Source organism: Rhizobium sp. P32RR-XVIII, from assembly GCF_012641395.1.
Lineage (GTDB): Bacteria > Pseudomonadota > Alphaproteobacteria > Rhizobiales > Rhizobiaceae > Rhizobium.
Window position 1 is genome coordinate 609602 of record NZ_JABAIH010000003.1, and the last position, 20404, is coordinate 630005.

The 20404-nt window shown below is 59.2% G+C and carries 18 protein-coding genes; 4 read left to right on the forward strand and 14 right to left on the reverse strand.

The genetic code is table 11. The annotated features are described in order from the left end of the window. The first annotated feature begins 340 nt into the window (after window positions 1-340). Window positions 341-1081 carry an SDR family oxidoreductase gene (locus tag HGP14_RS12505; RefSeq protein ID WP_168830140.1) on the forward strand — a complete coding sequence of 247 codons (741 nt, stop codon included), beginning with the start codon at window positions 341-343 and terminating at the stop codon, window positions 1079-1081. A 178-nt stretch (window positions 1082-1259) separates the two neighbouring features. Here the strand turns inward: HGP14_RS12505 and HGP14_RS12510 are convergent, their stop codons facing one another. From HGP14_RS12510 to HGP14_RS12540, 7 genes are read right to left on the reverse strand one after another with little or no spacing between them, the layout of a single operon-like run. Beyond that, complete coding sequence (locus tag HGP14_RS12510) at window positions 1260-2489, reverse strand: MFS transporter (protein ID WP_168830141.1); 1230 nt, start codon at window positions 2487-2489, stop codon at window positions 1260-1262. A 2-nt stretch (window positions 2490-2491) separates the two neighbouring features. Further along, window positions 2492-3598, reverse strand: coding sequence for a mandelate racemase/muconate lactonizing enzyme family protein (locus HGP14_RS12515; RefSeq protein ID WP_168830142.1), 1107 nt, complete (start codon window positions 3596-3598; stop codon window positions 2492-2494). Between the two features lie 27 nt (window positions 3599-3625). Next, the gene (locus HGP14_RS12520; protein WP_168830143.1) at window positions 3626-4519 is read right to left on the reverse strand and encodes a carbohydrate ABC transporter permease; all 894 of its coding nucleotides are present in this window, start codon (window positions 4517-4519) and stop codon (window positions 3626-3628) included. Then, window positions 4516-5412 (reverse strand): carbohydrate ABC transporter permease, encoded by an 897-nt coding sequence (locus HGP14_RS12525; protein WP_168830144.1) that lies wholly within the window; start codon window positions 5410-5412, stop codon window positions 4516-4518. The genes HGP14_RS12520 and HGP14_RS12525 overlap by 4 nt, the downstream gene beginning before the upstream one ends. Continuing rightward, window positions 5405-6463, reverse strand: coding sequence for an ABC transporter ATP-binding protein (locus HGP14_RS12530; RefSeq protein ID WP_168830145.1), 1059 nt, complete (start codon window positions 6461-6463; stop codon window positions 5405-5407). Before HGP14_RS12530 ends, HGP14_RS12525 begins: the two co-directional genes overlap by 8 nt. Next, complete coding sequence (gene argH, locus HGP14_RS12535; RefSeq protein ID WP_168830146.1) at window positions 6450-8027, reverse strand: argininosuccinate lyase; 1578 nt, start codon at window positions 8025-8027, stop codon at window positions 6450-6452. The genes HGP14_RS12530 and argH overlap by 14 nt, the downstream gene beginning before the upstream one ends. Window positions 8028-8079: 52 nt before the next feature. Next, window positions 8080-9417, reverse strand: a complete 1338-nt coding sequence (locus tag HGP14_RS12540) for an ABC transporter substrate-binding protein (RefSeq protein ID WP_168830147.1) — start codon at window positions 9415-9417, stop codon at window positions 8080-8082. A 144-nt stretch (window positions 9418-9561) separates the two neighbouring features. Between HGP14_RS12540 and HGP14_RS12545 the strand changes: the two genes are divergently transcribed. The 3 genes from HGP14_RS12545 to HGP14_RS12555 all read left to right on the forward strand — a co-directional run bounded on the left by HGP14_RS12545 (window position 9562) and on the right by HGP14_RS12555 (window position 13131). After that, window positions 9562-10455 (forward strand): LysR family transcriptional regulator, encoded by an 894-nt coding sequence (locus HGP14_RS12545; RefSeq protein WP_168830148.1) that lies wholly within the window; start codon window positions 9562-9564, stop codon window positions 10453-10455. 184 nt (window positions 10456-10639) lie between these two features. Continuing rightward, a complete protein-coding gene (locus tag HGP14_RS12550; RefSeq protein WP_205927130.1) occupies window positions 10640-10960 on the forward strand; it encodes a CapA family protein in 321 nt (106 codons plus the stop codon). 863 nt (window positions 10961-11823) lie between these two features. Next, entirely contained in the window at window positions 11824-13131 is a 1308-nt protein-coding gene (locus HGP14_RS12555; RefSeq protein ID WP_168830150.1) for an MFS transporter, read from the forward strand. 278 nt (window positions 13132-13409) lie between these two features. Here HGP14_RS12555 and HGP14_RS12560 read toward each other — a convergent pair whose 3' ends face one another. From HGP14_RS12560 to HGP14_RS12590, 7 genes are all read right to left on the reverse strand, one after another. Next, entirely contained in the window at window positions 13410-14396 is a 987-nt protein-coding gene (locus HGP14_RS12560; protein ID WP_168830151.1) for a beta-ketoacyl-ACP synthase III, read from the reverse strand. Then, window positions 14393-15664, reverse strand: coding sequence for an adenosylmethionine--8-amino-7-oxononanoate transaminase (locus HGP14_RS12565; protein ID WP_168830152.1), 1272 nt, complete (start codon window positions 15662-15664; stop codon window positions 14393-14395). Before HGP14_RS12565 ends, HGP14_RS12560 begins: the two co-directional genes overlap by 4 nt. Continuing rightward, entirely contained in the window at window positions 15661-16299 is a 639-nt protein-coding gene (gene bioD / locus HGP14_RS12570) for a dethiobiotin synthase (protein WP_168830153.1), read from the reverse strand. The genes HGP14_RS12565 and bioD overlap by 4 nt, the downstream gene beginning before the upstream one ends. Next, on the reverse strand, window positions 16296-17429 hold the full coding sequence (locus HGP14_RS12575) for an 8-amino-7-oxononanoate synthase (RefSeq protein ID WP_168830316.1): 1134 nt from the start codon (window positions 17427-17429) through the stop codon (window positions 16296-16298). Before HGP14_RS12575 ends, bioD begins: the two co-directional genes overlap by 4 nt. A gap of 8 nt (window positions 17430-17437) precedes the next feature. Then, the gene (gene bioB, locus HGP14_RS12580) at window positions 17438-18439 is read right to left on the reverse strand and encodes a biotin synthase BioB (RefSeq protein ID WP_168830154.1); all 1002 of its coding nucleotides are present in this window, start codon (window positions 18437-18439) and stop codon (window positions 17438-17440) included. A gap of 415 nt (window positions 18440-18854) precedes the next feature. Continuing rightward, window positions 18855-19130: a hypothetical protein gene (locus tag HGP14_RS12585; RefSeq protein ID WP_168830155.1), complete on the reverse strand. Its 276-nt coding sequence runs from the start codon at window positions 19128-19130 to the stop codon at window positions 18855-18857. Between the two features lie 300 nt (window positions 19131-19430). Then, window positions 19431-20399, reverse strand: a complete 969-nt coding sequence (locus HGP14_RS12590; protein WP_168830156.1) for a LysR family transcriptional regulator — start codon at window positions 20397-20399, stop codon at window positions 19431-19433. Between the last annotated feature and the right edge of the window lie 5 nt (window positions 20400-20404).

Genomic DNA, 20404 nt, shown 5'->3' on the forward strand with positions numbered 1-20404 from the left:
GGAGGGGTCCACCCCAAGGTTCGATCATCGTCTGACAGGTTACCATGTCGCTGTGCAATCATACGATGCAAGATACGTGGCTTATGTCAGAGCAATTCGTCGCACATGCTGCATGGAAATTGCTCCCCGAACGGAGATGAAGACGATAAATCCTGGGAGGACTGATCGTCCGTGAATCACCACCGAGACTGTGAATTTTGCAAAAGCCAATCCCGATCTTTCGGATTGAAGCTTCGTTCAATGCCAGTCATGTCTCGCGGCGGGAGATTTCATTGGGGATGAGCTTGGCAGGAAGAGGTCAGCGATCCTCATAGATAGCACAGCGCCAAAAGGAGGCGTTATGAACAACGGTATCAACGATAAAGTCGTGCTCATTACTGGTGGTAGCTCCGGCATCGGTGCCGAGACGGCGCGTCATCTGGCCTCCAAAGGGGCTAAAGTCGCTGTAGGGGCGCGCCGGAAGGACAAACTCGACGCGGTCGTGCAGACGATCACCGAGGCTGGCGGAACCGCAAGGGCATATGTGCTGGATGTTGTGAACAAGGATCAGGCGAAGTCCGTCGTCAACGCTGTACTAGCGGATTTTGGCAGGCTTGACGTTCTGGTCAACAATGCGGGCATCATGCCGATACGCCCCATGTCGGAGGTTAACACCGAAGAATGGGACGCCATGATCGACGTCAATATCAAGGGGACCCTCTACGGCATTGCTGCGGCGCTTCCAATTTTTCTGAAGCAGGAGAGCGGTCATATCATCAATCTGACTTCGATTGCCGGCATCAAGGTCTTTGCACCTGGCGGGACGGTCTATTCCGGTACCAAATTCGCCGTGCGAGCCATTTCCGAGGGATTGCGGCAAGAAGTTGGTACCAAGTTGCGCGTAACGACCGTTGCGCCTGGAGCGGTGGACAGTGAGCTCAAATTCACGACAACCGGAACGGCTGAATCAGCGGTGCATGATTTTTACAAGATTGCCATGCCGGCAAGTTCAATTGCCCGAGCAATCGCATACGCCATCGAGCAACCAACTGACGTCGATGTCAACGAAATCGTGGTCCGTCCTATCGTGCAGGACTTCTGACGCCTTAGGAGACATTTGTGGGGACCGGTCTAAGGATCGGTCTCCCGAATTGCCGGTCAACCTGCCGAGGCAGGCTCAGAGCTTTCTTGACGGGCCATTCCTATCGCCTTCCTTCAAGATCGCTGGCTCCAAAATTAGTGGTCTGGCTAGCGTACCGCGCATCGCCACAGCGGATTGCCTATCCTGCTTTGGTTTTGTGTGCCGAAAGAGCAGCAAAGCTCGCGAAATGTGCGATTGCGAGAACAGTGAGGGCGCCGATTGCAATCGCATAGCCGTCAGTCAGGTCATAGAGCAAACTGGCAATCAAAGGACCGCCTGCCATGCCCATGCCTGACGCCAAGCGGCAGAGGCTGAGGACACCGGCCAATGCCGTGAGACTTACGATCAGCCGGGCTCCATTCGCAAGCAGAACCTGCTGGCCGCCAAAGGCGACGCCGAGGACCAGAGGGTAGATGAAGAGCATCGCACTGCTGCCGGAATTCACGACGACCGTCAGTGTCAGGAAAGTGATAACTGCAGCCGAAGCTGCAATGAGCATGGTCCTTGCCGGCCCCCAGAAGTCGCAGACCCAACCTGATATCAGGCGCCAGGCGAAAACGACGAGACCGGCGATCGCAGCCAGCCAGACCGCATTGTCTTCACCGATGTTCTGCTCATCGAAAAGCGCGATCTGCTGCGTCAGGAGGCCATGATAGACCGCAGAACCGCAGAAATAGCTGATGATGAGGGCAGCGAAGATGAACAACGGCAGCCCACCTGTCCCTTTCGCGGACTGAGATCGCCGGACCTTCTTGATACGATCCATCAGCAGCAGATGGATTGGAAAGCCGATAAGCGCGATCGCCACTCCAATCGAAAAATATGCGCTGCGCCAGCCAAGATGTACAATCAGCAAGTGGATGACCGGGATGCCGAGAAATGCGGCAAGGCCCGAGCCGGCGTCAGCTATAGCCATCGCAGTCGCCGGACGTTCGCGAAAACGGCCCGCAAGGACCGTAAAGACTGCATAGGAACTTGTGCAATGCGTGCCAAGCCCCGCAAGTAGTCCAAAGGCGAGCCAATATTGGGTGATGCTACTGACGGCAGCTGTCAGCATAAACGCGAAGGCGAGCAACAGCGAGGCGCCCGCCAGGAGCCTGCGGCTGTCATAGCGGCCGAGGAGATAACCGAAGAAAGGCGCGGTAACCGCGTTGATAAGGGCGAAGGCACCATAAGCGCCGGAAATCGACGACCGCGACCAGTGGAACTCTGCTTCAAGTGCTACGAGAAACAGCCCGAACGAGTTCCAAACAAGGCCCGAGACCATCATCAGCAGGAATGCGGCGGCAAGCCTGACGCGCTTTGCCGTCCGCACCTGGCGTTGCCGCGTCGTATCCGCAGCACGGATCATGATTGCGGCAGTCGTCATTGTCAGTTCACGCGATAGCGCTTGACCATGTCCCAATCGAGCTCGATTCCGAAACCGGGACCTTGCGGAACCTGAATGATGCCGTTGCGGGGATTGGGCCTGTTGGCGATCAGCCCGGCCCAGATCGGGTCGCGCGCGGGCTCAAAGCATTCGACGCAAACCCCGTTCGGGATCGCGGCGATCATATGCATGGCAATCTGCGACTCCTCATGATGGCCGACGCGCAGGTTATAGAGCGCGCACATTGCCGCCGCGCGACGCCATTCCGTAATGCCACCGGCTTCTGACGCATCAAAATTGACGATATCGACCGCACCCTCGGCGATCAGGCGGCGGACGCCTGCGGCGCTGACCTCGCTCTGGCCGGCGTCGATCGGGATGATCGTTGAGCGCCTTACCTGCGCCATCATGCGAGCATCGTCGTACCAGTGGCAAGGCTCTTCGAACCACGCGATGTTGTACTTCTCGATCAACCTTGCAAAGGTCACGGCTTCGGAAACCGACCAGCCACGGTTAGCATCGACAGCAATCCAAAAATCGTCGCCGCCGCCCTTGCGGGCTGCCTCGACGCGCTTGGCGTCCTCTTCCGGCGAGAGACCGCCAACCTTGACCTTGCAGCCGGCGAGACCCGCTTCGCGCAGCCGCTCCATTTCCTTGCCGAGATCGGACAACGTCTTGCCTTCCTCGTAGTAGCCGCCGATGCAGATGATCGGGATTTCCTGGCGATAGCCGCCGAGAAGGCGGCAGACATTGACGCCGGTGGCCTTGCCGATCAAATCCCAGATGGCGCTGTCCATGCAGGCGATCGCTTCCATCACCAGCTTCCGGTCGCGGTTCCACTCTGCCGCCTTGAACATCTTCTTCCAGAGGCGTTCGACGGCGAAGACCTCTTCACCGATCAGCATCGGCACCAGTTCCTTTTCGATGATCTCGACGACGTCGCGCATGTGATCGCGATTGTCACCGTTGTAGATTTCGCTGATTAGTCCTGTATCAGTCTCCATGCGCGTGATGATCGTGCAGCGCTTGGTGACGTTGTAGCGGCTGCCGCCGAAATTGCGGGCAAGTGGGATCTCGACGGCGATGACCGTCACGTTCTTGATCTTCATTTTTTCCTCCGGATTAGACGATGAAAGCTATTCGCCCTTGCTGCCGCCTTCCGACAGACCGACGACGAGTTTTCTTTGGACGAGCAGGTAGAAAAGGATGACGGGGATAGTCACCAGCACTGCCCCCGAAAGCAGCATGCCCCACGAATAAATGTTGTCCTGTCCGATCCAGGTTGCGAGGCCAAGCGGCAGCGTCTTGTTCGTCTCCGAGGAGATGAAGACCAGGGCGAAGAGAAACTCGTTCCAGGCGTGGTTAAAGCTGAAGACGCCGACCGATACGATGCCCGGAAGTGCGAGCGGCACCGTGACCCGCATCATCGCTCCGAGCCTCGTGCAGCCGTCGATCATGGCGCTCTCTTCGAGGCTCACGGGAATGGCGTTGAAATAGGATCGCATGAACCAGAGCGCGAGCGGCAGCGTGAAGGCCGTATTGGCGACGATCAGCGAAATCAGCGTATCGGCCATGCCGAGCTTTACCACATAGATGTAAAGCGGCAGGACGATCAGTACCTCGGGCAGCATGTAGCAGATCAGCGTCGCGCTCGAAAAAGCCCTGATGCCGAAGAAATTGAAACGGCTGAGGCTGTAGGCGCCGAGACCGCCGACAATCAGCGATAGGAATGTTGCCCCAAAGGCAACGATCAGGCTGTTTGCAAAATAGGTGAGGAAGTTGGTCTGCACGAAGAGGTCGCGATAATTCTGCAGCGTCCACTCATGCGGCAGAAAGGTCGGAGGCGTGGCGTAAAGTTCGCCGCCGGGTTTGAACGAGCAGATCAGCATCCAGAACAGCGGGAAGCCGATCACGGTCACTGCAGTCAGCACCAGCAGATACAGCATGATCTTGCTGGTGAGATAATGAACGTCCATCATTTCGCGATTGCGCGGAGCGGACGTGTCGACGCTTTGAACGATGGCGGTCACTGGCGTGCCTCCGCTCTCTTGATGAAGAAAAAGTAGATCGCAAGCAGGACGCAGAGGATGGCGAGCGTGATGATCGCGATCGCGGCAGCACGACCGAACTCGAAATCCGAGAATGCCTTGAGATAGACGAGAACCGGCAGCGTCGTCGTTGCATCCAGTGGTCCGCCGCCCGTCATCAGGTAGATGATCTCGAACTTGTTGAAGGACCAGATGGTTCTGAGAAGCGTCGTCAGCAGGAAGACAGGCATCACGTAGGGCAGGGTAATGCGCCAGAATTGTTGGAAGCTCGAAGCCCCGTCGATCTTGGCGGCCTCATACTGCTCCTGCGGGATCGACTGGAGGATGCCGAGGATCGCGATGACCGCGAAGGGGAAGAACTTCCAGACCCCCACCATGATGACGGAGACCATTGCCAGCGATTGACTGTTCAGCCAGAGCAGCGGCTGGCTGATCAGGCCGATGCCGGTCAGGGTGGCGTTGATGATGCCGACGATGTCGTGAAGCATGTAGCGCCACGTAAGCACGGCAACGACGGTCGGGACGAGGTAGGGTGCCAGAATGACGGCGCGGGCAGCGCCGCGGAACTGGAAGCTCTTGTTAAGCAGAAGCGCCAGTCCCAGCCCCAAGAGCATTTCGAGTGCTACGCTGCCGAAGACCCAGACGAAGGTGTTCCATAGTGCAGTTAGAAAAGTCGGTTCGGTCAGGGCCCAGGCAAAGTTTTCAAGCCCAACGAATGGCCCACTGGTGTCACCCATGCCAACATCCTGCATGGAGGTGAAGAAGACGGTGATCGTCGGGGCGCCGGCAAGCAGGAGCAGCAGGAAGGCGCTCGGTGCGAGCGTTGCGTAGGCGAGCAGCCGGTCACCGGCAAGGGCTGTCTTGGAGTCAGCCATGTGCGGTCCTCCGTTTGGGAAGAGTTGCCGTCTGCGCGACCGCTTTGCCGCTTGCGGTATCGAAGCGTCGCAGCTCCTCGTTGGCGACGGCGAAGGCAACGTCGGTGTTCAGCACCGGCGTGTAGTGGATGCTGGACGGGATACGGGCAATGACCGGCGTTTCAGGAAGATCGCCGCTGATATTCCCGTAAAGCAAGCGGTCACCACCGAGATATTCGACGCGGTGAATTCTGAAGGTGACGCTGGTAACAGAGCTTGCTTCGGGGAAATGCGACTTCGGCAGGAAGTTCTCGGGCCTGAAGCCGAGCGTCATGTCCCCGGTGACGACCAGGTTCATGGGCGGCGACCCCATGAAGGTGGCGACGAACGTGTCCGCCGGATTGAGGTAGATTTCTTCTGGCGTCCCGATCTGGCGAATGGTGCCCGCCTGCATGACCACGATGCGGTCGCCGAGCCCCATCGCCTCGACCTGGTCATGGGTCACGTAGATGGAGGTGACGCCCACACGGTCCTGAAACTGGCGCAATTCCTCGCGCGCCGAATGGCGAAGCTTGGCATCCAGGTTCGACAGCGGTTCATCGAGCAGGAAGACATCGGGATCACGCACCAGCGAACGGGCAAGCGCCACACGCTGACGCTCGCCACCTGACATCTGGCGCGGCTTCCGCTTCAGCATGCGCGTCAAGCCAACCAGTTCCGCGGCCCACTTGACCTTGTCGTCCGTCGTCTTCTTGTCGACGCCGCGAACGTTGAGCGGAAAGGCGATGTTGTCGTAGACGGACAGATGCGGATAGAGCGCATAGTTCTGGAAAACCATCGCGATATTGCGGTCCTTCGGCTGCAGCCGGGTCGCCCGGCGCTCGCCGATGAAAATGTCGCCATAGGTTGGCAACTCGAGGCCTGCGATCATGCGCAAAAGCGTGCTCTTGCCGCATCCGGAGGGTCCGAGAAGCACGAGGAATTCGCCATCGTTGACCGCCAGATCGACATTTGAAACGGCAGTATGATCCGTGAAGATTTTGCTGACCTGCTTGATTTCAACTCGTGCCATTGTTCTCTCTCGCGTTCGCGGCATTGGAATTTGCAACGGCATCGCCGGCGAGCCGGTGCGCCTGCTCCATGAGGGTCTTTTCCGCCGCGGCAATGCGCCCGGAAATCTCGGCTATTTGCCGAAGATCGGCATCGAGTGTTGCTTTTCTCCTGCCGATCATTTCGTTCATGCGCACCGGGGCGGGCCCGCCTGTCACCGTACGGCTGCGAAGATTTTCGCCAGGCTTCAGAGCCTTCGCGACTTCGTCTTCTGAAATCCCCAGGGTGTGACCGAAGAGAGCGACGGAAGCGTCGTCGATGTCGGCGGACGTGATATCCATTGCCGTAAGATGCGCTTCAATCGTCTGCCGGACAATCCGGCCGACGACGTTATGTGCCATGCGGAAAGACATTCCGGTTTCGCGAACGATGACGTCAGCGAGTTCTGTCGCCGTGCCAAAACCGATCTCGGCAAGATGCAGCATCTTGTCCGGCTTGACCGTCATGGTACGCACCGTACCTTCGAACACCGTCAGCGCCTTGATGACGCGCTCGATCATGTCCATTGCTGGAGCGTTTCCGGCCGAGACACCGTCATTGACGTCGGCAAGGGCGGTATTCTTCGAGGCCGCAAGAACGGTCGTCAGGTTGCCTGTTGCCATCGCGGCAACGGCTTTGACATGCTCCAGCGCCTGCGGGTTCTTCTTCTGCGGCATGATGCTGCTGACGCTGGAATAGGCATCATCGAGCTCGATCATGCCGAACTCCATCGTGTTCCAGCTCTGCAAATCCGTTGCGACGCGCGAGATGCCCGTCATGAGGATGGCGAGCGCGGCCGAGGCTTCCTGCAGATCGTCGCGGATTGAAACAGCGTCATAGGCGACCTCCGCAAGGCGCGCGAAGCCAAGCAGGCCAGCGGTTCTTTCGCGATCGATCGGAAAGCCCGTGGTGGAAAGTGCACCCGAACCTAGTGGGCTGCGGTCACAGCACTCCAGCGCATGCTGGATGCGGATGTAGTCGCGCTCGGCAAGATCGGCGGCCGAAAGAAGATAGTAACCGAGGGAAATCGGCTGGGCATGCTGCGTATGCGTATAGCCCGGCATCACCGTCTCGATATGCTCCTCGGCCAGATGGAGCAATGTGCCTCTCATGGCGGCAACCGTCTCAAGCAGCCTGATCAGCGATGCGCGCAGCGCAAGACGCCAGGACGTGGTGTGCAGATCGTTGCGGCTGCGCCCCGTATGCAGGCGCCCACCGGTCTCCGGCCCGAGTTTCTCGACGATATAGCGCTCGATGTAGGAGTATAGATCCTCCTGCTGATAATCGATCGTCAGGGCCTGGACACCGGATGCCTTGAGCTCGAGCAGGGCTGCGATAGTCCGGGCGATGTCCTCACGGGCCACAATGCCGCATTCGGCCAGCATGACGGCATGGGCGAGATGAATGCGCATCTCTGGCTCGAACTGGAAGCGGATGCCTGCGGCCACCGCCGGTCCGAAGTAAGAATCCACCATCGCCTGAGCAGGCGGCGACTTGACGCGTTCGCGCAGCGACACCACCGGTGCTGCCGGGTGTTCCTGAGACATGAATTTCTCCTGAATGAGAGGTCTGCGCGCATTTCGCGCAGACCGGATTCCGTTATTTCTTCAGATCTTTGACGATTGCTTCCATACGGGTCTGACCCCATTTGGCAGCTTCGGCCGGATCCTCGCCCTGCAGCACGACGCGCTGTACGACCTGAGCCGGGATGTCGCGGGCCACGATCGATCCGATGTAGGGATTGACTACGCCGGAGCGGATGACCTTGCCATCCTTGAACTGCGCGCCGGCCTCGGATTCGAAGTCCAGCGAATTCGATGTGTCAAAGGCGGTCCGCGAAATATCTTCCCGCCCGCTGAGGCTTGCAGCCGAACCTGCTTTGATCACCTCTTCCTGCACGTTCTTCAGCGGCGGGATCAGATGCGGATGCACCGTCAGCGAGAAGTCCTTGAGGCGATCGCCAGAGACGATGAATTCGAGGAACTTGCGCGCAGCGTCGACATTCTTGGCGCCAACCTTCTCGGACGAGAGCGCGAAGCTATTCGAGTTCACGAATTTCACGCCCACGCCGCTCGGTCCGATGGGTGTCGGCGCGGCACTGGTGTTCTTGAAAAGATCCGGAGTGTTCAACGCCGCATTGGCAATCAGGCGTGGCGCATATTCGTCAAGACCGATCTTACCGGTCAAATAGACGTTGATCATGTCGCCGTAAGAATAGGACCCGACACCCCGCGGTGAGAATTTCGCCATGTCCTTCAGGAAGGTCAGCGCCTTGACGGTGCCCGGGTTGTCGAAGGTGACGTTGAGATCCTTGTCGAAATAGGTGCCGCCCGCGCTCCAGATCATTTGCGACAGGAAGATGCCCGTCATGCGGTTCTTGCCGGCCGGGAACATGAAGCCGAAATTGCCGTCGCCTGTAAGCTTTTCGGCAGCACTCTTCAGATCTTCCCAGGTCTTCGGCGTGGCGACATTCTTTGCCTTCATCAGATCGTCGCGCTGCCACAGTACGCCATAGTTCCCGAGCGTATAGGGAATGTCGTAGACCTTGCCCTCAACAGGGACGAGAGATCCCGGAACGTATTCGTTGCGGCCGATCTGATCGACCATGTCGTCGAGCGGAACCAGGTAGCCCTTGCGCGCGAATTCGAAGCGCTCCTCGGGAAGGATCTTGAAAATTTCCGGCATCGTCTTGGTGTTGACCGACGCGAGGACCTTCTGAAGACGGCCATCCGTGCTGACCGCTTCCATCTCGATTTTGATATCGGGATTCTGCGCTTCGAATTCCTTGATGGCTTTGTTGAAGAATTCAATGCTCGGCGGATCGGTCTCATTTTGCAGGAAACGAACCACCTTCGTTTCCGCCCAAGCCGCGCTGGACATCAGAAGCGCGACAAGACCGCTACTGGCACCAATGACCAAATGTCTTCTGGAAATCATTCTATTCTCCTCCTTGGTATTCCGATGCACACCGCCGGCGAACCGGCGGCCTCCTATGTGCTTAACGAATAAGTAAGCAGGCTTGTTGTCATCCGTCCACAGCATGTTATCTATATCGGATATTCATTTTTTGGATGGCTTACGATGGAACTTGGCGAGTTGAGGATTTTTGTCCGGGCCGCAGAGCTTGGAAGTTTCAGCAAGGCCGCCGTATCGACGGGCGTTGCGCAACCGACGGTAAGCCGCATCATCGGCGAGCTGGAAGCGGAATGGGACGGCCCGCTTTTTTACCGGACAGGCAGGGGCGTTTCGCTTTCGGAACTCGGTGAAGAAGCACTTACGAAGGCTCGGTTTCTATTGCGAGAAGCCGACCAGGCGAGCGAAGATCTGCGCGCCTTTAGCCGGCTGCCCAGCGGTATCGTGTCGCTCGGTCTGCCGACGTCTCTGGTTGAACCCGTCGTGCCGGTTCTGGTCAACGAATTGCGGCGGGACCTGCCCGGCATTCGCCTTCAGGTTTATGAAGGGTTCAGCGATCAGATCGAACGCTGGCTGGCCGAAGGGACGATCGATATCGGCGCCTATAGCAAATATCGCGAAGGTGAAAAGACGTCTTCTCTCTTGCTGGAATCGCGCCTGGTCCTCGCCGGGCCGCGGGAAAGCTGGAATATCCCTCCGGAAATCGACTTCGAGCGCCTTGCCGATTACGACCTCGTCCTGCCGGCAAGAACGAACGGCCTGAGAATCATGGTCGATTCCGTCGCGCGGCGTCTCAAGGTGCCGCTCAATGTCATTGCCGATATCGACTCGACCATCGGACAGAAGGCCATGGCTGCCCACTGTGGCTGCTACATGGTGAAGGCGCCTCACACCATCGCCGACGAAACGGCCCGGGGCATGTTCGCAAGCAGCGTCATCCGCAACCCGTTCATAACCAGACATGTCACGCTCGTCACCGGCCACCAGCGTCCGCTCAGCCGGGCAAGCAGAGAGGTTGCTTCTAGGTTGACCGCAACCCTGGAAAGGCTGACACGAGAGTGACGCAGCATTGCACTGGAAAATATGACGCCTGCGGTTCGGATCCTCTCAAAACCCCTTGTTCTAAGCGGCGCATTGAAGAGAAAGAGGGACCGGAGGACGTCGCAGGCCAATTCTGTGGCTGCTGCTGAGCCGGAATCAGCGGTGGTTCAACGCGAAACTGCCGTCGCCGTTCTTCGAGATGTCGATGAAGGAGTGGGGTCGGCTCATGGCTGGCATTGCTGCCGTGAAAGCGGCCGGCCATCTGGTGGCGGTGGCGGTTCATACTCATCATTGGGATGCGAACTGGTTGGAGACACCCGAATGGATGCTCGAGCTCTGCCGAGGCCTGATCGATAATGGTGCAGACATCATCCTCGGAACCGGTGCGCCGGTGATGCAGCCGATATCTTTTCACCGCGGCAAAGCAATCATCCCGGCCTCGGCAACTTCGTCTTCCACACGAACCGCGCCACGACCTACGATGAGAAGGGTGTCGATGTGTGGAGGAGCGCCGCTTTACGGCTGACACTTGCCGACGATGGCGTCTGCAAGGGCCTGGATATACTCCCGATTGCGGTCGGCCGGCCGGCGGGCGAGATGTCACCTGCACCAGTTCCCCTGACGGAGGATGACGCGGAAGCAATTCATGCGCGGGCTCTCTCTAAAATGCCTGCGGAAATCGATGAATCGCCTCGATAAATAGAGGATGTGGCTGCGGTTGGGAGATATCGAGCAAACGGAGGTTTGTTATCCTACTTCGTTGCGGTGGCCGAGGAGCTGAGTCCTGCGGTTCGATTCCGTTCAAGGCGGTCGCAGACGAGGTGGGAGGGGGAAGCGGCGGTGGGCGATTTCGATCCGTTGAAGGCCTATGCTTGCCGGCTTGCCAAGGACCTGTGCGCGTCACAGGCCTCCATCGAGAGTTCCGACCCCATGCTACAGGTGGCACGGGGTTGGCGCATCGCTAACTGATATTAACGGAGGCTTCCCATATTCAGACGCTCTGGTCAGGCTGGAGGATTGGTCTGCCGAGATGACTGACAAACACGCCCTCAACGGCGGCAAGTTCCTTGTCCGGCCTTACATGGCGACGACATTCCAGCCCTGATTGATGATGTAGACTGCCGTCGTCCTTCGCAGCCCACAGCAACAGCCGGTGATGATTACAATTTTTTCATCTCGATCCGTCCATTTATGGTGGTTGTAGACGTAATTGCTCGCGATCGGCGCGATTGGAGGTGAATTCCGGCATGCGGGCATGCAAAAAACAGGATAATGGAACTATATGAACGAGCGTATTTCAATCGACAGCCGCACGATTCCTCCGCGCGGCCGGCGCGCCCAACCGTGACCACGCAATGTATTAATTCATAAAGCGATATTTGACCCGCCATGAGCAACAGCAGCTACACCCCGCCTCAGCAAGCAACCTCCAATGTCTCGCAGACCGGCCGCGCGCTTTCCTGGAACATTTTCTTATCCACCTACCTGCCGGCGCTGATCTTCGCCCTTGGCGCCGGGATCGCTGTGCCTGCCGTTCCCACCTTGGCGAAATCCTTCGACGTAGACTTCAGCGTGGCCAGCGGCGTCGTGACCGCTTTCTTGCTGGGCAACCTTTTCGGTACTATTCCTTCCGGATGGTTGATTGATCGTCTCGGGCGTCGTCCTGTCATGATCGCAGGGCCTCTGCTGACGTCGCTTATGGCGTTTCTGGCGGCCTTCGCATTTTCGTTTCCGGAACTACTGGTCCTTCGATTCCTTGATGGAATTGCAGCGCAGATGTGGTTGATGGCGCGGTTGGCAGGGATTTCTCATCACGCGCCAGCCCAGCAGCGCGGCAAGCAGGTGAGCTGGATGTTCGGAATGAACAACACCGGGGCGCTGGCGGGGCCGGTCCTCGGCGGGTTCATAGCAGGCACTTGGGGCCCGAGTGCTCCTTTCCTCGCCTATGGACTTCTTGCATTGATCGCTTTCGTGCCTGCGTTTTTGTTCGCCGCCGATACGCCGCGCAACAATCCAGACGTCGGATCGAATGGCAAAGACAGCAAAGCACCTCCGTTAACGGCATGGGAGATCATCCGGCCACGTCTTCCCTACTTCGGTGTTGCTCTCTTTGCCGGGCTTACCCGTGGCCCGATCATGGCCGACCTTCTGCATCTCTATGCTGCTTTCACCTATCATCTCGGCCCCCAGCAAATCGGCTATCTGGCAACCGGTGCTGCACTTCTCTCTTTGCCGATCGGCTTTCTGGCAGGCTGGATGATGGATCAGTTCGGTCGCAAGCGCACAATGGTGCCGGGCTTCAGCGGTGTCGCGGTCGCGATGGCCGCGCTCGGCCTCTCGACACTGATAGGCCTTGGCTTCGTCTGGTACACGGTTCTGTTTTTTATCGCTGTAGCGTTACAGGCGCTGACCGGCGGATCCATTCAGACGGTCGGGGCCGATGTTGCTCCGCCACAGGCGCGCGGACGTTTCCTCGGCTTGTGGCGCTTCACCGGCCAGGGCGGAACGACGTTGAGCCCGATCATGTTCGTCGCCATGTCCGAATACTTCGGCTATCCGGCCTCATTTTCTTTACGGCATTATCGGCGGCGGCTGTGGCCACCTTGCTCATCCGCTATGTCCCGGAAACAGGTGTTGCAAAAGCACGTCAGTGATGTGGCGTATCGTGACGCGGCATCGAAGCACCGTAAGCTTTAGAAGCCTAAGACATTGTTGCGACAATTGAGCGTGCAGGATGTAACACGATCTGCGCCAGCGGCTAACCCGCCAGTCAGGTGCCCGCAGGTGCCTCCTCCGAATATCCCAAAATCGATTCCGGAAAAGCGGGCGTGCAACGCTTTGTATCGATCTTTTCGGCGGTCAGAAATTCCCTTCGTCGCACCGCAGCAAAAACGCTCAGCTCTCGCCACCAGTGTCGCGCGCAGGCTCCGCAGAGCCTGCGCAAGCAGTCCAGCGTCTCAACTCAACCCACGAACTCACATAGTAAAGAGAGCGGCCCCACCGCTCAGGCCCGCGCCTGCGGCAGTCATCAACAGGTGCTCTCCGGACTTCAGTGGCTTGTGTCGATGTTGGATGGAGAGGGACAAAGGAATGGTCGCGGCCGACGAGTTACCAAATTCGGCGATCGTGCTGACGACCTTGCTCTCCTCCAGTCCGAGGTTGTGGCGAACCGCCTCGCAAAGGCGGACATTGGCCTGGTGCGGAATGAAGCGGTCAACGGTGGAAACTGTTACAGACGCATCGGTCATCGCCTGGCGCGAGGTCTGCGTCATGAGATCGACAGCCCGGGAAAAAACCTCGCGCCCATCGCGCATGGACATCCGGAACTGGTCCGCTGCGGTGTCCGGAGAGAAAGGCCTGTTGCTGCCGCCCGAGGGAATGCCAATCAGATCGTAGCCACGTCCATCAGAAGCCAGGACGGCTGCCCTGAGGCCGCTTTGCCCGTTGCTGCAGGGGGCAAGCACCACCGCACCCGCGCCGTCCGCGAACAGGACGGCGCTCGCACGTTCCGCAGGGTTGATGCGGCGGCTTAAAATGTTGGCTGCGACGATCAGCACTGCCCGAGCGTGCGCACGCACGAAGCCGTCAGCGAGCGTCAGCGCGTAGAGGAAGCCCGAACACGCTCCGGCAAGATCGATGGCCCCGGATTTCTCCAGTCCCAGCTTATAGGCCAGAAGCGGTGCAGACGGCGGCAGCAGATGATCTGGCGTCGAGGTCGCAAGCAGGGTCATTGCGATCTCGTCTGGTGCAACCCCGGCAGCCTCAAGGGCCATTTTCCCGGCTTCGGCCGCAAGGCCGCTCAACGTGTCTCCGTCTTTTGCCCAATAGCGGGATCGGATGCCCGTCCGCCTTTCGATCCAGCCCTCATCGAGACCAAGGCGGGCTTCGATTTCCGCATTGTGGACGATGCGGGATGGAACGGCATGACCGAATCCGGCGAAGCGCGAAGACAGCGGTGTCAAGATGCGGTCTCCTCCAGAACGAGCGAGACGACCTCGTCGATCGCCTCATAGGCCGCCGCGATATCCCCGGCGCTCGTGCAATAAGGCGGCATCAGGTAGATGACGTTTCCGAGCGGGCGCAAAAGCATTCCGCGCTCGCGGAACATCCTGCGCATACGGGGTCCCACTTCCGCCAGGTAACCGCCGGAGGGGACTGCGAGATCGAGGGCGGCGATCGTCCCGCACTGTCTGACGTTTGCAAATCGCTTGTCGTTGTCGAAGCGTTGCAAATGCTGCGTGTGCTGCGCTGCAAGTTCGACGATCCGGGCTTCTACCGGCTCGTCGCGCCAGACTTGCAGATTGGCGACAGCCGCCGCGCAGGCGATTGGGTTGGCCGTGTAGGAACTCGAATGGAAAAACGTCTTTCGGCGGTCGTAGGACAGATGGGCCTCGAATATCTCTCCGGTGCACAGAGTTGCCGCGAGCGGCAAGGCACCCCCGGTTAACCCCTTCGACGTACACAGGATATCCGGCGTCACACCTGCCTGTTCGCAGGCAAAGCGCGTTCCGGTGCGACCCCAACCAGTCATCACTTCGTCGGCAATGAATAGGCAACCGTGTCGGCCGGCGATGTCCTTCAAGGCGGCGAGGATGGCACTGCTATAGAACTTCATGCCGCCGGCGCCGAGCACCAAAGGTTCGACCAGAATTGCGGCGACCCTGCCTGAACAGCAGATGGCTTGGAACGCGTCAAGGGTTTCCTGTTCGCAGCCTGGTTCGGGAAAGGGTAGGCGGTCCACGCCGAACAGCAGCGGCTCGAAGGGCGCATTGAATACACCACGCTCTCCCGCGGACATGGTACCGATGGTGTCGCCATGATAGCCGTGTTCCATCACGACGATACGGTCGCGTGCGACAGCGCGATTGTAGAAGGTGCCGAGCGCCATCTTGATCGCCACCTCGACCGCCGTAGATCCGCTATCCGAGTAGAAGACGTGTTGCAATCCCGGAGGGGCGAAGTCGAGCAGACCTGCGGCAAGGGCTTCTGCGGGCTCGTGGGTGAACTCCGCGAAGATGATCTGATCATAGGCCTCCGTCGCCTCGCGGATTGCCGCCATGATGCCGGGATGGCGATGACCATGCGTGATCACCCACCACGACGAGATTGCGTCGAGGAAGCGATTGCCATCCTCATCGAACAAATATGCGCCTTCTGTCGCGACGATGCGCTTCATCGGCGCTTCGAGGGCATGCTGTGTAAAGGGGTGCCAGACGGGTGAGGGGATCACGCGCGTGCCTCCATCAGGGATGCAGTATCGAAATTCTCGCGGAAGGCGCGGCTCAGGTTTTCCCGCGTCAGCCTTTCCACGAACGGCAACCGGCCCAAGACCTTCACTCGCCCGATGGCAGCGATGGTGGCCTGGGTATCGGCATTTTCCGCGCCAATGAACGCCACGCCGCAGATAGGGATGTCGCGGCTGCGCAGCGCCTCGATGGACAGCAGCGTGTGATTGATAGTGCCGAGCGATGTTCGGGCGCAGAGGATGACGGGAATGCGCCAGCGCGCGAAAACATCGGCAAAGACGGCCTTTTCGGTGAGCGGGACCAGCAGGCCACCAGCCCCCTCGATGACCAGCGGATCGGCACAGGTCGGCGGCTCAAGCTTGGCCATGTCGATTTCCACGCCGTCGAGACGCGCCGAAAGGTGCGGCGAGGCTGGAGTAGCCAGGCGGTAGGCTTCCGGCAGGATGTGCTCTACAGGCAAACCGCTTAGCCTGGAGATCACGTCACTGTCCGTCTCTCCCTCCAGACCGGATTGCACCGGTTTCCAGTATCGGGCGTTGAGCGCACCGGCCAGCGCTGCGGCGAAGACGGTCTTGCCGATGCCGGTATCGGTACCGGATACCACGAAACGGGCGGTCATCTCCTGTGCTCCTCCATGGCGGCGGCGAGGCAATCCAGCATGGACGCAATCTGCTGCGGATTGACGTTGAGGGTGATTGACAGCCTAAGGCGCGCAGTGCCATCAGGCACGGTCGGCGGCCGGATTGCACGGATATCGAAGCCTTCGGCCTGAAGTATCCCGGCAATTCTCACCGCCCTGGCATTGTCGCCAATCACGACGGGCTGGATCTGCGACCGGCTCGGCTCCATGCCGAACCGTCCTGCCAAACCTTTCCCGACAAGTGCAACGAGACGTTCCAGAGCTTCGCGGCGGTGAGGTTCCTCCTCCGCGATGCGCAGGGCCACTCGCACACCGGCCGCCATGAGAGGCGAGGGTGCGGTGGAATAGATGAAGGCGCGGGCGCGGTTGACGAGATAGTCTGCAAGGACGCCCGGTACTGCGAGCAGGGCCCCGGATACACCGAGCGCCTTGCCGCAGGTGTGCAGGGCAAGCACGTTTTCCCGGCCCTCCAAACCTGCGGCAAGGCCTCTGCCGCCTGCGCCGAATACGCCGGTCGCGTGGGCTTCGTCGATCACCAGAAACCCTTCGTGACGGTCGGCGACGTCGACAAGTTCAGCGAGCGGGGCCTTGTCTCCATCCATGGAGTAGAGGCTCTCGACCGCAATCCAGGGCCGGCCCCTGCCACCGTTCTTGCGCCAGTTTCGGATTGCCTCATCGAAGGCGTTCGCATCGTTATGGGAAACACTGACACCCGCCGCCTTGCTGGCCGAAATGCCCTCATGGGCGCTGGCATGGATCAGCGTGTCGTACACGATCAGATCGTCGCGTTGGGGCAAGGTCGAAAACAGCGCGGAATTGGCGGCGTAGCCGCTGCCGAAATAGAGCGCGCGATCAGCGCCGAAAAATTCGGCGGCTTCCGTCTCAAGCGCTTCGTGTTCCGGGTGGTTGCCGCGCAGCAGGCGGGAACCGCCTGCACCCGCCGGAACGCCTCTCTCCATTGCGGCTATGATCGCCTCCTTCAAGCGCGGCGCGCTTGCAAGAGCAAGGAAATCGTTGGAGGTGAAGTCCACGCCTCGTTGCGGCGAAAGACTGCGTAGCCTCGCCTTGCGCTGCAAGCCCTCAAGTGTGGCTGCATATCCGGACAGCATCGGCGCAGTCACTCAGCCGGCTCCAGCATCATCGGAGAGAGCGCGAGGCGGCGGAAGAGTGCTGCGTCGTGGTCCTCGCCGGGGTTGTCTGCCGTCAAAAGCGTGTCGCCGACGAAGATGGAGTTGGCACCGGCGAAGAAGCAGAGTGCCTGCATCTCGTCGCTCATCTCGGTGCGTCCGGCCGAAAGGCGCAGATGCGAGGTCGGCATCAGGATGCGCGCCAGCGCGATCGTGCGCACGAAATCGATCGGATCGACAGGCGCTGCATTGGCCAGCTTAGAGCCAGGAATGGCGATAAGCTGGTTGATCGGCACGCTTTCCGGCGGAACGGGCAAATTTGCCAGCGTCAGCAGCATCGAGATCCGGTCCTCGGTGGTCTCGCCCATCCCCAGGATACCGCCTGCGCAGACCTTGATCCCGGCTGCTCGTACAGTTTCCAGCGTGTCGAGCCGGTCCTCGAAGCTTCGTGTGGTGATGATTTCGGGATAGAAGCGCTCGGACGTGTCTATGTTATGGTTGTAGTAATCAAGGCCGGCCTCTGCGAGCCTGTCCGCCTGAGCCTCTGTCAGCATGCCGAGCGTCATGCAGGTTTCCATCCCGAGCGCTCTCACGCCTTCGACCATTGCGACCAGCGCATCCATGTCCCGGTCTTTTGGACTGCGCCAAGCCGCACCCATGCAATACCGTGTTGCGCCTGCATCCTTGGCCTTGCGCGCCTCGGTGAGAACCCTCTCGACCTCCATCAGCTTCGACGCTTTCAGGCCGGTCGGATAGTGGGCGGACTGGCTACAGTACCCACAGTCCTCCGCACATCCGCCGGTCTTGATCGATAGGAGCCGGCTCATCTGCACGGTGTTTGGGTCGAAGTGCATGCGATGAACGCTCTGCGCGCGGAAGAGAAGATCGTTGAAGGGTAAATTATAGATAATATGAGCCTCATCTAGCGAGAAGCGAGGCGACCGATTGTTGCTTTCACGAGCACCCTGCGCGTTTTTACCCAATTTTCTCATGTCAATAATGCTCCAAATCTCAAATTATCGATAAAACTGCATGTTATCGATAATTATGCAAGGCGAAAATCGTCTGGTTCCATCTGACTAGCGCCAGCGTGGCAGCTTGTGTGGCAGCCGCCGCGCGAGGCGGGCGCCCACGGTGCACGAGGCCGACCACGCATTAGTCTCGCTGCGCGGGCGTATGCGACGAGCGCGACGATCGGAGTCAAGGATACTTTTGACCCCTCGGCAGCCGATATCTTGGCGGGCTGACTTCGTACGAGTTGATAGAGGACCACTTTCCGACCGGACGAGCTCATACAAATGACCGCGCGCCTCCGCGGTCTCCGCCATACTGGGACAGGACGTGGTCGAGCAGAACCACACGGGTGACCGAGTTTCGAAGCTCCGCGTCCGCACTGTCGAAGACGTTCTAGGTAGAAGCGATGAGAAGGCCGCGGGCGAGCGCCGACAACGCTCCAACGATAGCCGTCGCCAGTCGGATCACGTCCTTAGAGGCGGCGTCCGGATGATGCTCAGGCAGGCGGGCACGCAGCGCCATGCTGACAAGTGTGGCGGCGACCAGGCAGGCGAAGACAGCGACGCATAAATCTGCACGTGACCCGGATCGTCCAGCAACCGAGAATACAGGGGATAGCATTGGCTCAGCAGAGATGCGGACCCAATCGCCTGCATGGTCAGCAGCCATGAATATCCCGCCCGCGTCGCCGCCACAATTGTTTTAGGCTCATTGGTTCGAGTCTACCCAAGGCGGGGGCAGTTTCAACACCACGGCAAGTGCACTTCTCCTGATCATGTTCGCTCCGTGGCCGACATCTGCGCCTTGCGCAACAGACAATCACCGGCGAGTCCCGTAGACCTTGACTTGGGCGCGCGCGAAGAGGTCGAACGATACAGCGTTGATGGACTGTATCTCGATGCTTCCGATGCCGGTTTGATAGCCGAGCGTGGAGCGCGACCTAGCAATAGATGCAGACGCCCGTCGCGATCAATGCTCTTGGTGCAGGCTCAGCAAAGCAGATTTTTCATTTCGTTCAGAGCCCAATTCCCAAGGTAGAGGCGGAGTGAAGAATGCAACGAGATAATCGATGAATGTCCGGACCTTCGCCGATACGTGATGTGTTGGCGGATAGATTGCGGAAATGGTGTACGGCGGCTGGGTGAAACTTGGCAGCGCCGGAACCAGTTTACCTTGGCGAAGTGCCTCGGCCGCCAGGAACATCGGCATTGACGTGATCCCCAGGCCGGCAATTGCCATATCTCTCTGCGCCGTGCCGTTGTTTACAACGATACGGCTGCGCATCGAGACCGAGATCGGCGGCGCGCCCTTTTCTTTGCCCTCGAATTGCCAGAGCCGGCTGGCATGAACGTAGGCATAATCGATGACGGTATGTTGAGCGAGTTCGGCGACGGTCTTGGGAAGGCCGTGCGCTTCGGCATAAGCCGGGCTGCAACAGACGATTCGAGCGCAATCGCAGAGTTTTCGCGCCCTCAGGTTTGAATCTCGGAGGTTGCCGATGCGGATTCCGAGGTCATATCCTGCGTGCACGAGATCGACGAGCCGATCGTCATAGTCGACTGCCAGTTCCAGGCTGGGATGACGGCGAGCGAACTCGGCGATCACCGGGCCGAGATATATGGCACCAAATGCCATCGGAGTGGTAATGCGGAATTGACCCCGCAGCGATTGTTCGCCCTGCGCTGACAGATTCTCCGCCGTATGATTGATTTCATTTATGAGGGGGATCATCCGCTCGTAGAATGCGTCACCATGCTCGGTGGGGCGCAACTGGCGGGTGGAACGTTGGGAAAGCTCCACGCCGAGCGCCGCTTCCAGATCGCTTATGCGTTTGCTGATCCCCGACTTCGATACATTCATTCGCTCGGCGGCAGACGTGATGCTGCCGCATTCCATGACGCGTACGAACGCCAGGATATCGTCGAAACGCCACTTCATTCTTT

Bases quoted from the DNA above. Each gene is read 5' to 3' on its own strand.
- HGP14_RS12505 (WP_168830140.1), top strand. From the start codon at position 341: ATGAACAACGGTATCAACGATAAAGTCGTGCTCATTACTGGTGGTAGC.
- HGP14_RS12510 (WP_168830141.1), bottom strand. From the start codon at position 2,489: ATGACGACTGCCGCAATCATGATCCGTGCTGCGGATACGACGCGGCAA.
- HGP14_RS12515 (WP_168830142.1), bottom strand. From the start codon at position 3,598: ATGAAGATCAAGAACGTGACGGTCATCGCCGTCGAGATCCCACTTGCC.
- HGP14_RS12525 (WP_168830144.1), bottom strand. From the start codon at position 5,412: ATGGCTGACTCCAAGACAGCCCTTGCCGGTGACCGGCTGCTCGCCTAC.
- HGP14_RS12530 (WP_168830145.1), bottom strand. From the start codon at position 6,463: ATGGCACGAGTTGAAATCAAGCAGGTCAGCAAAATCTTCACGGATCAT.
- argH (WP_168830146.1), bottom strand. From the start codon at position 8,027: ATGTCTCAGGAACACCCGGCAGCACCGGTGGTGTCGCTGCGCGAACGC.
- HGP14_RS12540 (WP_168830147.1), bottom strand. From the start codon at position 9,417: ATGATTTCCAGAAGACATTTGGTCATTGGTGCCAGTAGCGGTCTTGTC.
- HGP14_RS12545 (WP_168830148.1), top strand. From the start codon at position 9,562: ATGGAACTTGGCGAGTTGAGGATTTTTGTCCGGGCCGCAGAGCTTGGA.
- HGP14_RS12550 (WP_205927130.1), top strand. From the start codon at position 10,640: ATGAAGGAGTGGGGTCGGCTCATGGCTGGCATTGCTGCCGTGAAAGCG.
- HGP14_RS12555 (WP_168830150.1), top strand. From the start codon at position 11,824: ATGAGCAACAGCAGCTACACCCCGCCTCAGCAAGCAACCTCCAATGTC.
- bioD (WP_168830153.1), bottom strand. From the start codon at position 16,299: ATGACCGCCCGTTTCGTGGTATCCGGTACCGATACCGGCATCGGCAAG.
- HGP14_RS12575 (WP_168830316.1), bottom strand. From the start codon at position 17,429: ATGCTGTCCGGATATGCAGCCACACTTGAGGGCTTGCAGCGCAAGGCG.
- bioB (WP_168830154.1), bottom strand. From the start codon at position 18,439: ATGAGAAAATTGGGTAAAAACGCGCAGGGTGCTCGTGAAAGCAACAAT.
- HGP14_RS12585 (WP_168830155.1), bottom strand. From the start codon at position 19,130: ATGGCTGCTGACCATGCAGGCGATTGGGTCCGCATCTCTGCTGAGCCA.
- HGP14_RS12590 (WP_168830156.1), bottom strand. From the start codon at position 20,399: ATGAAGTGGCGTTTCGACGATATCCTGGCGTTCGTACGCGTCATGGAA.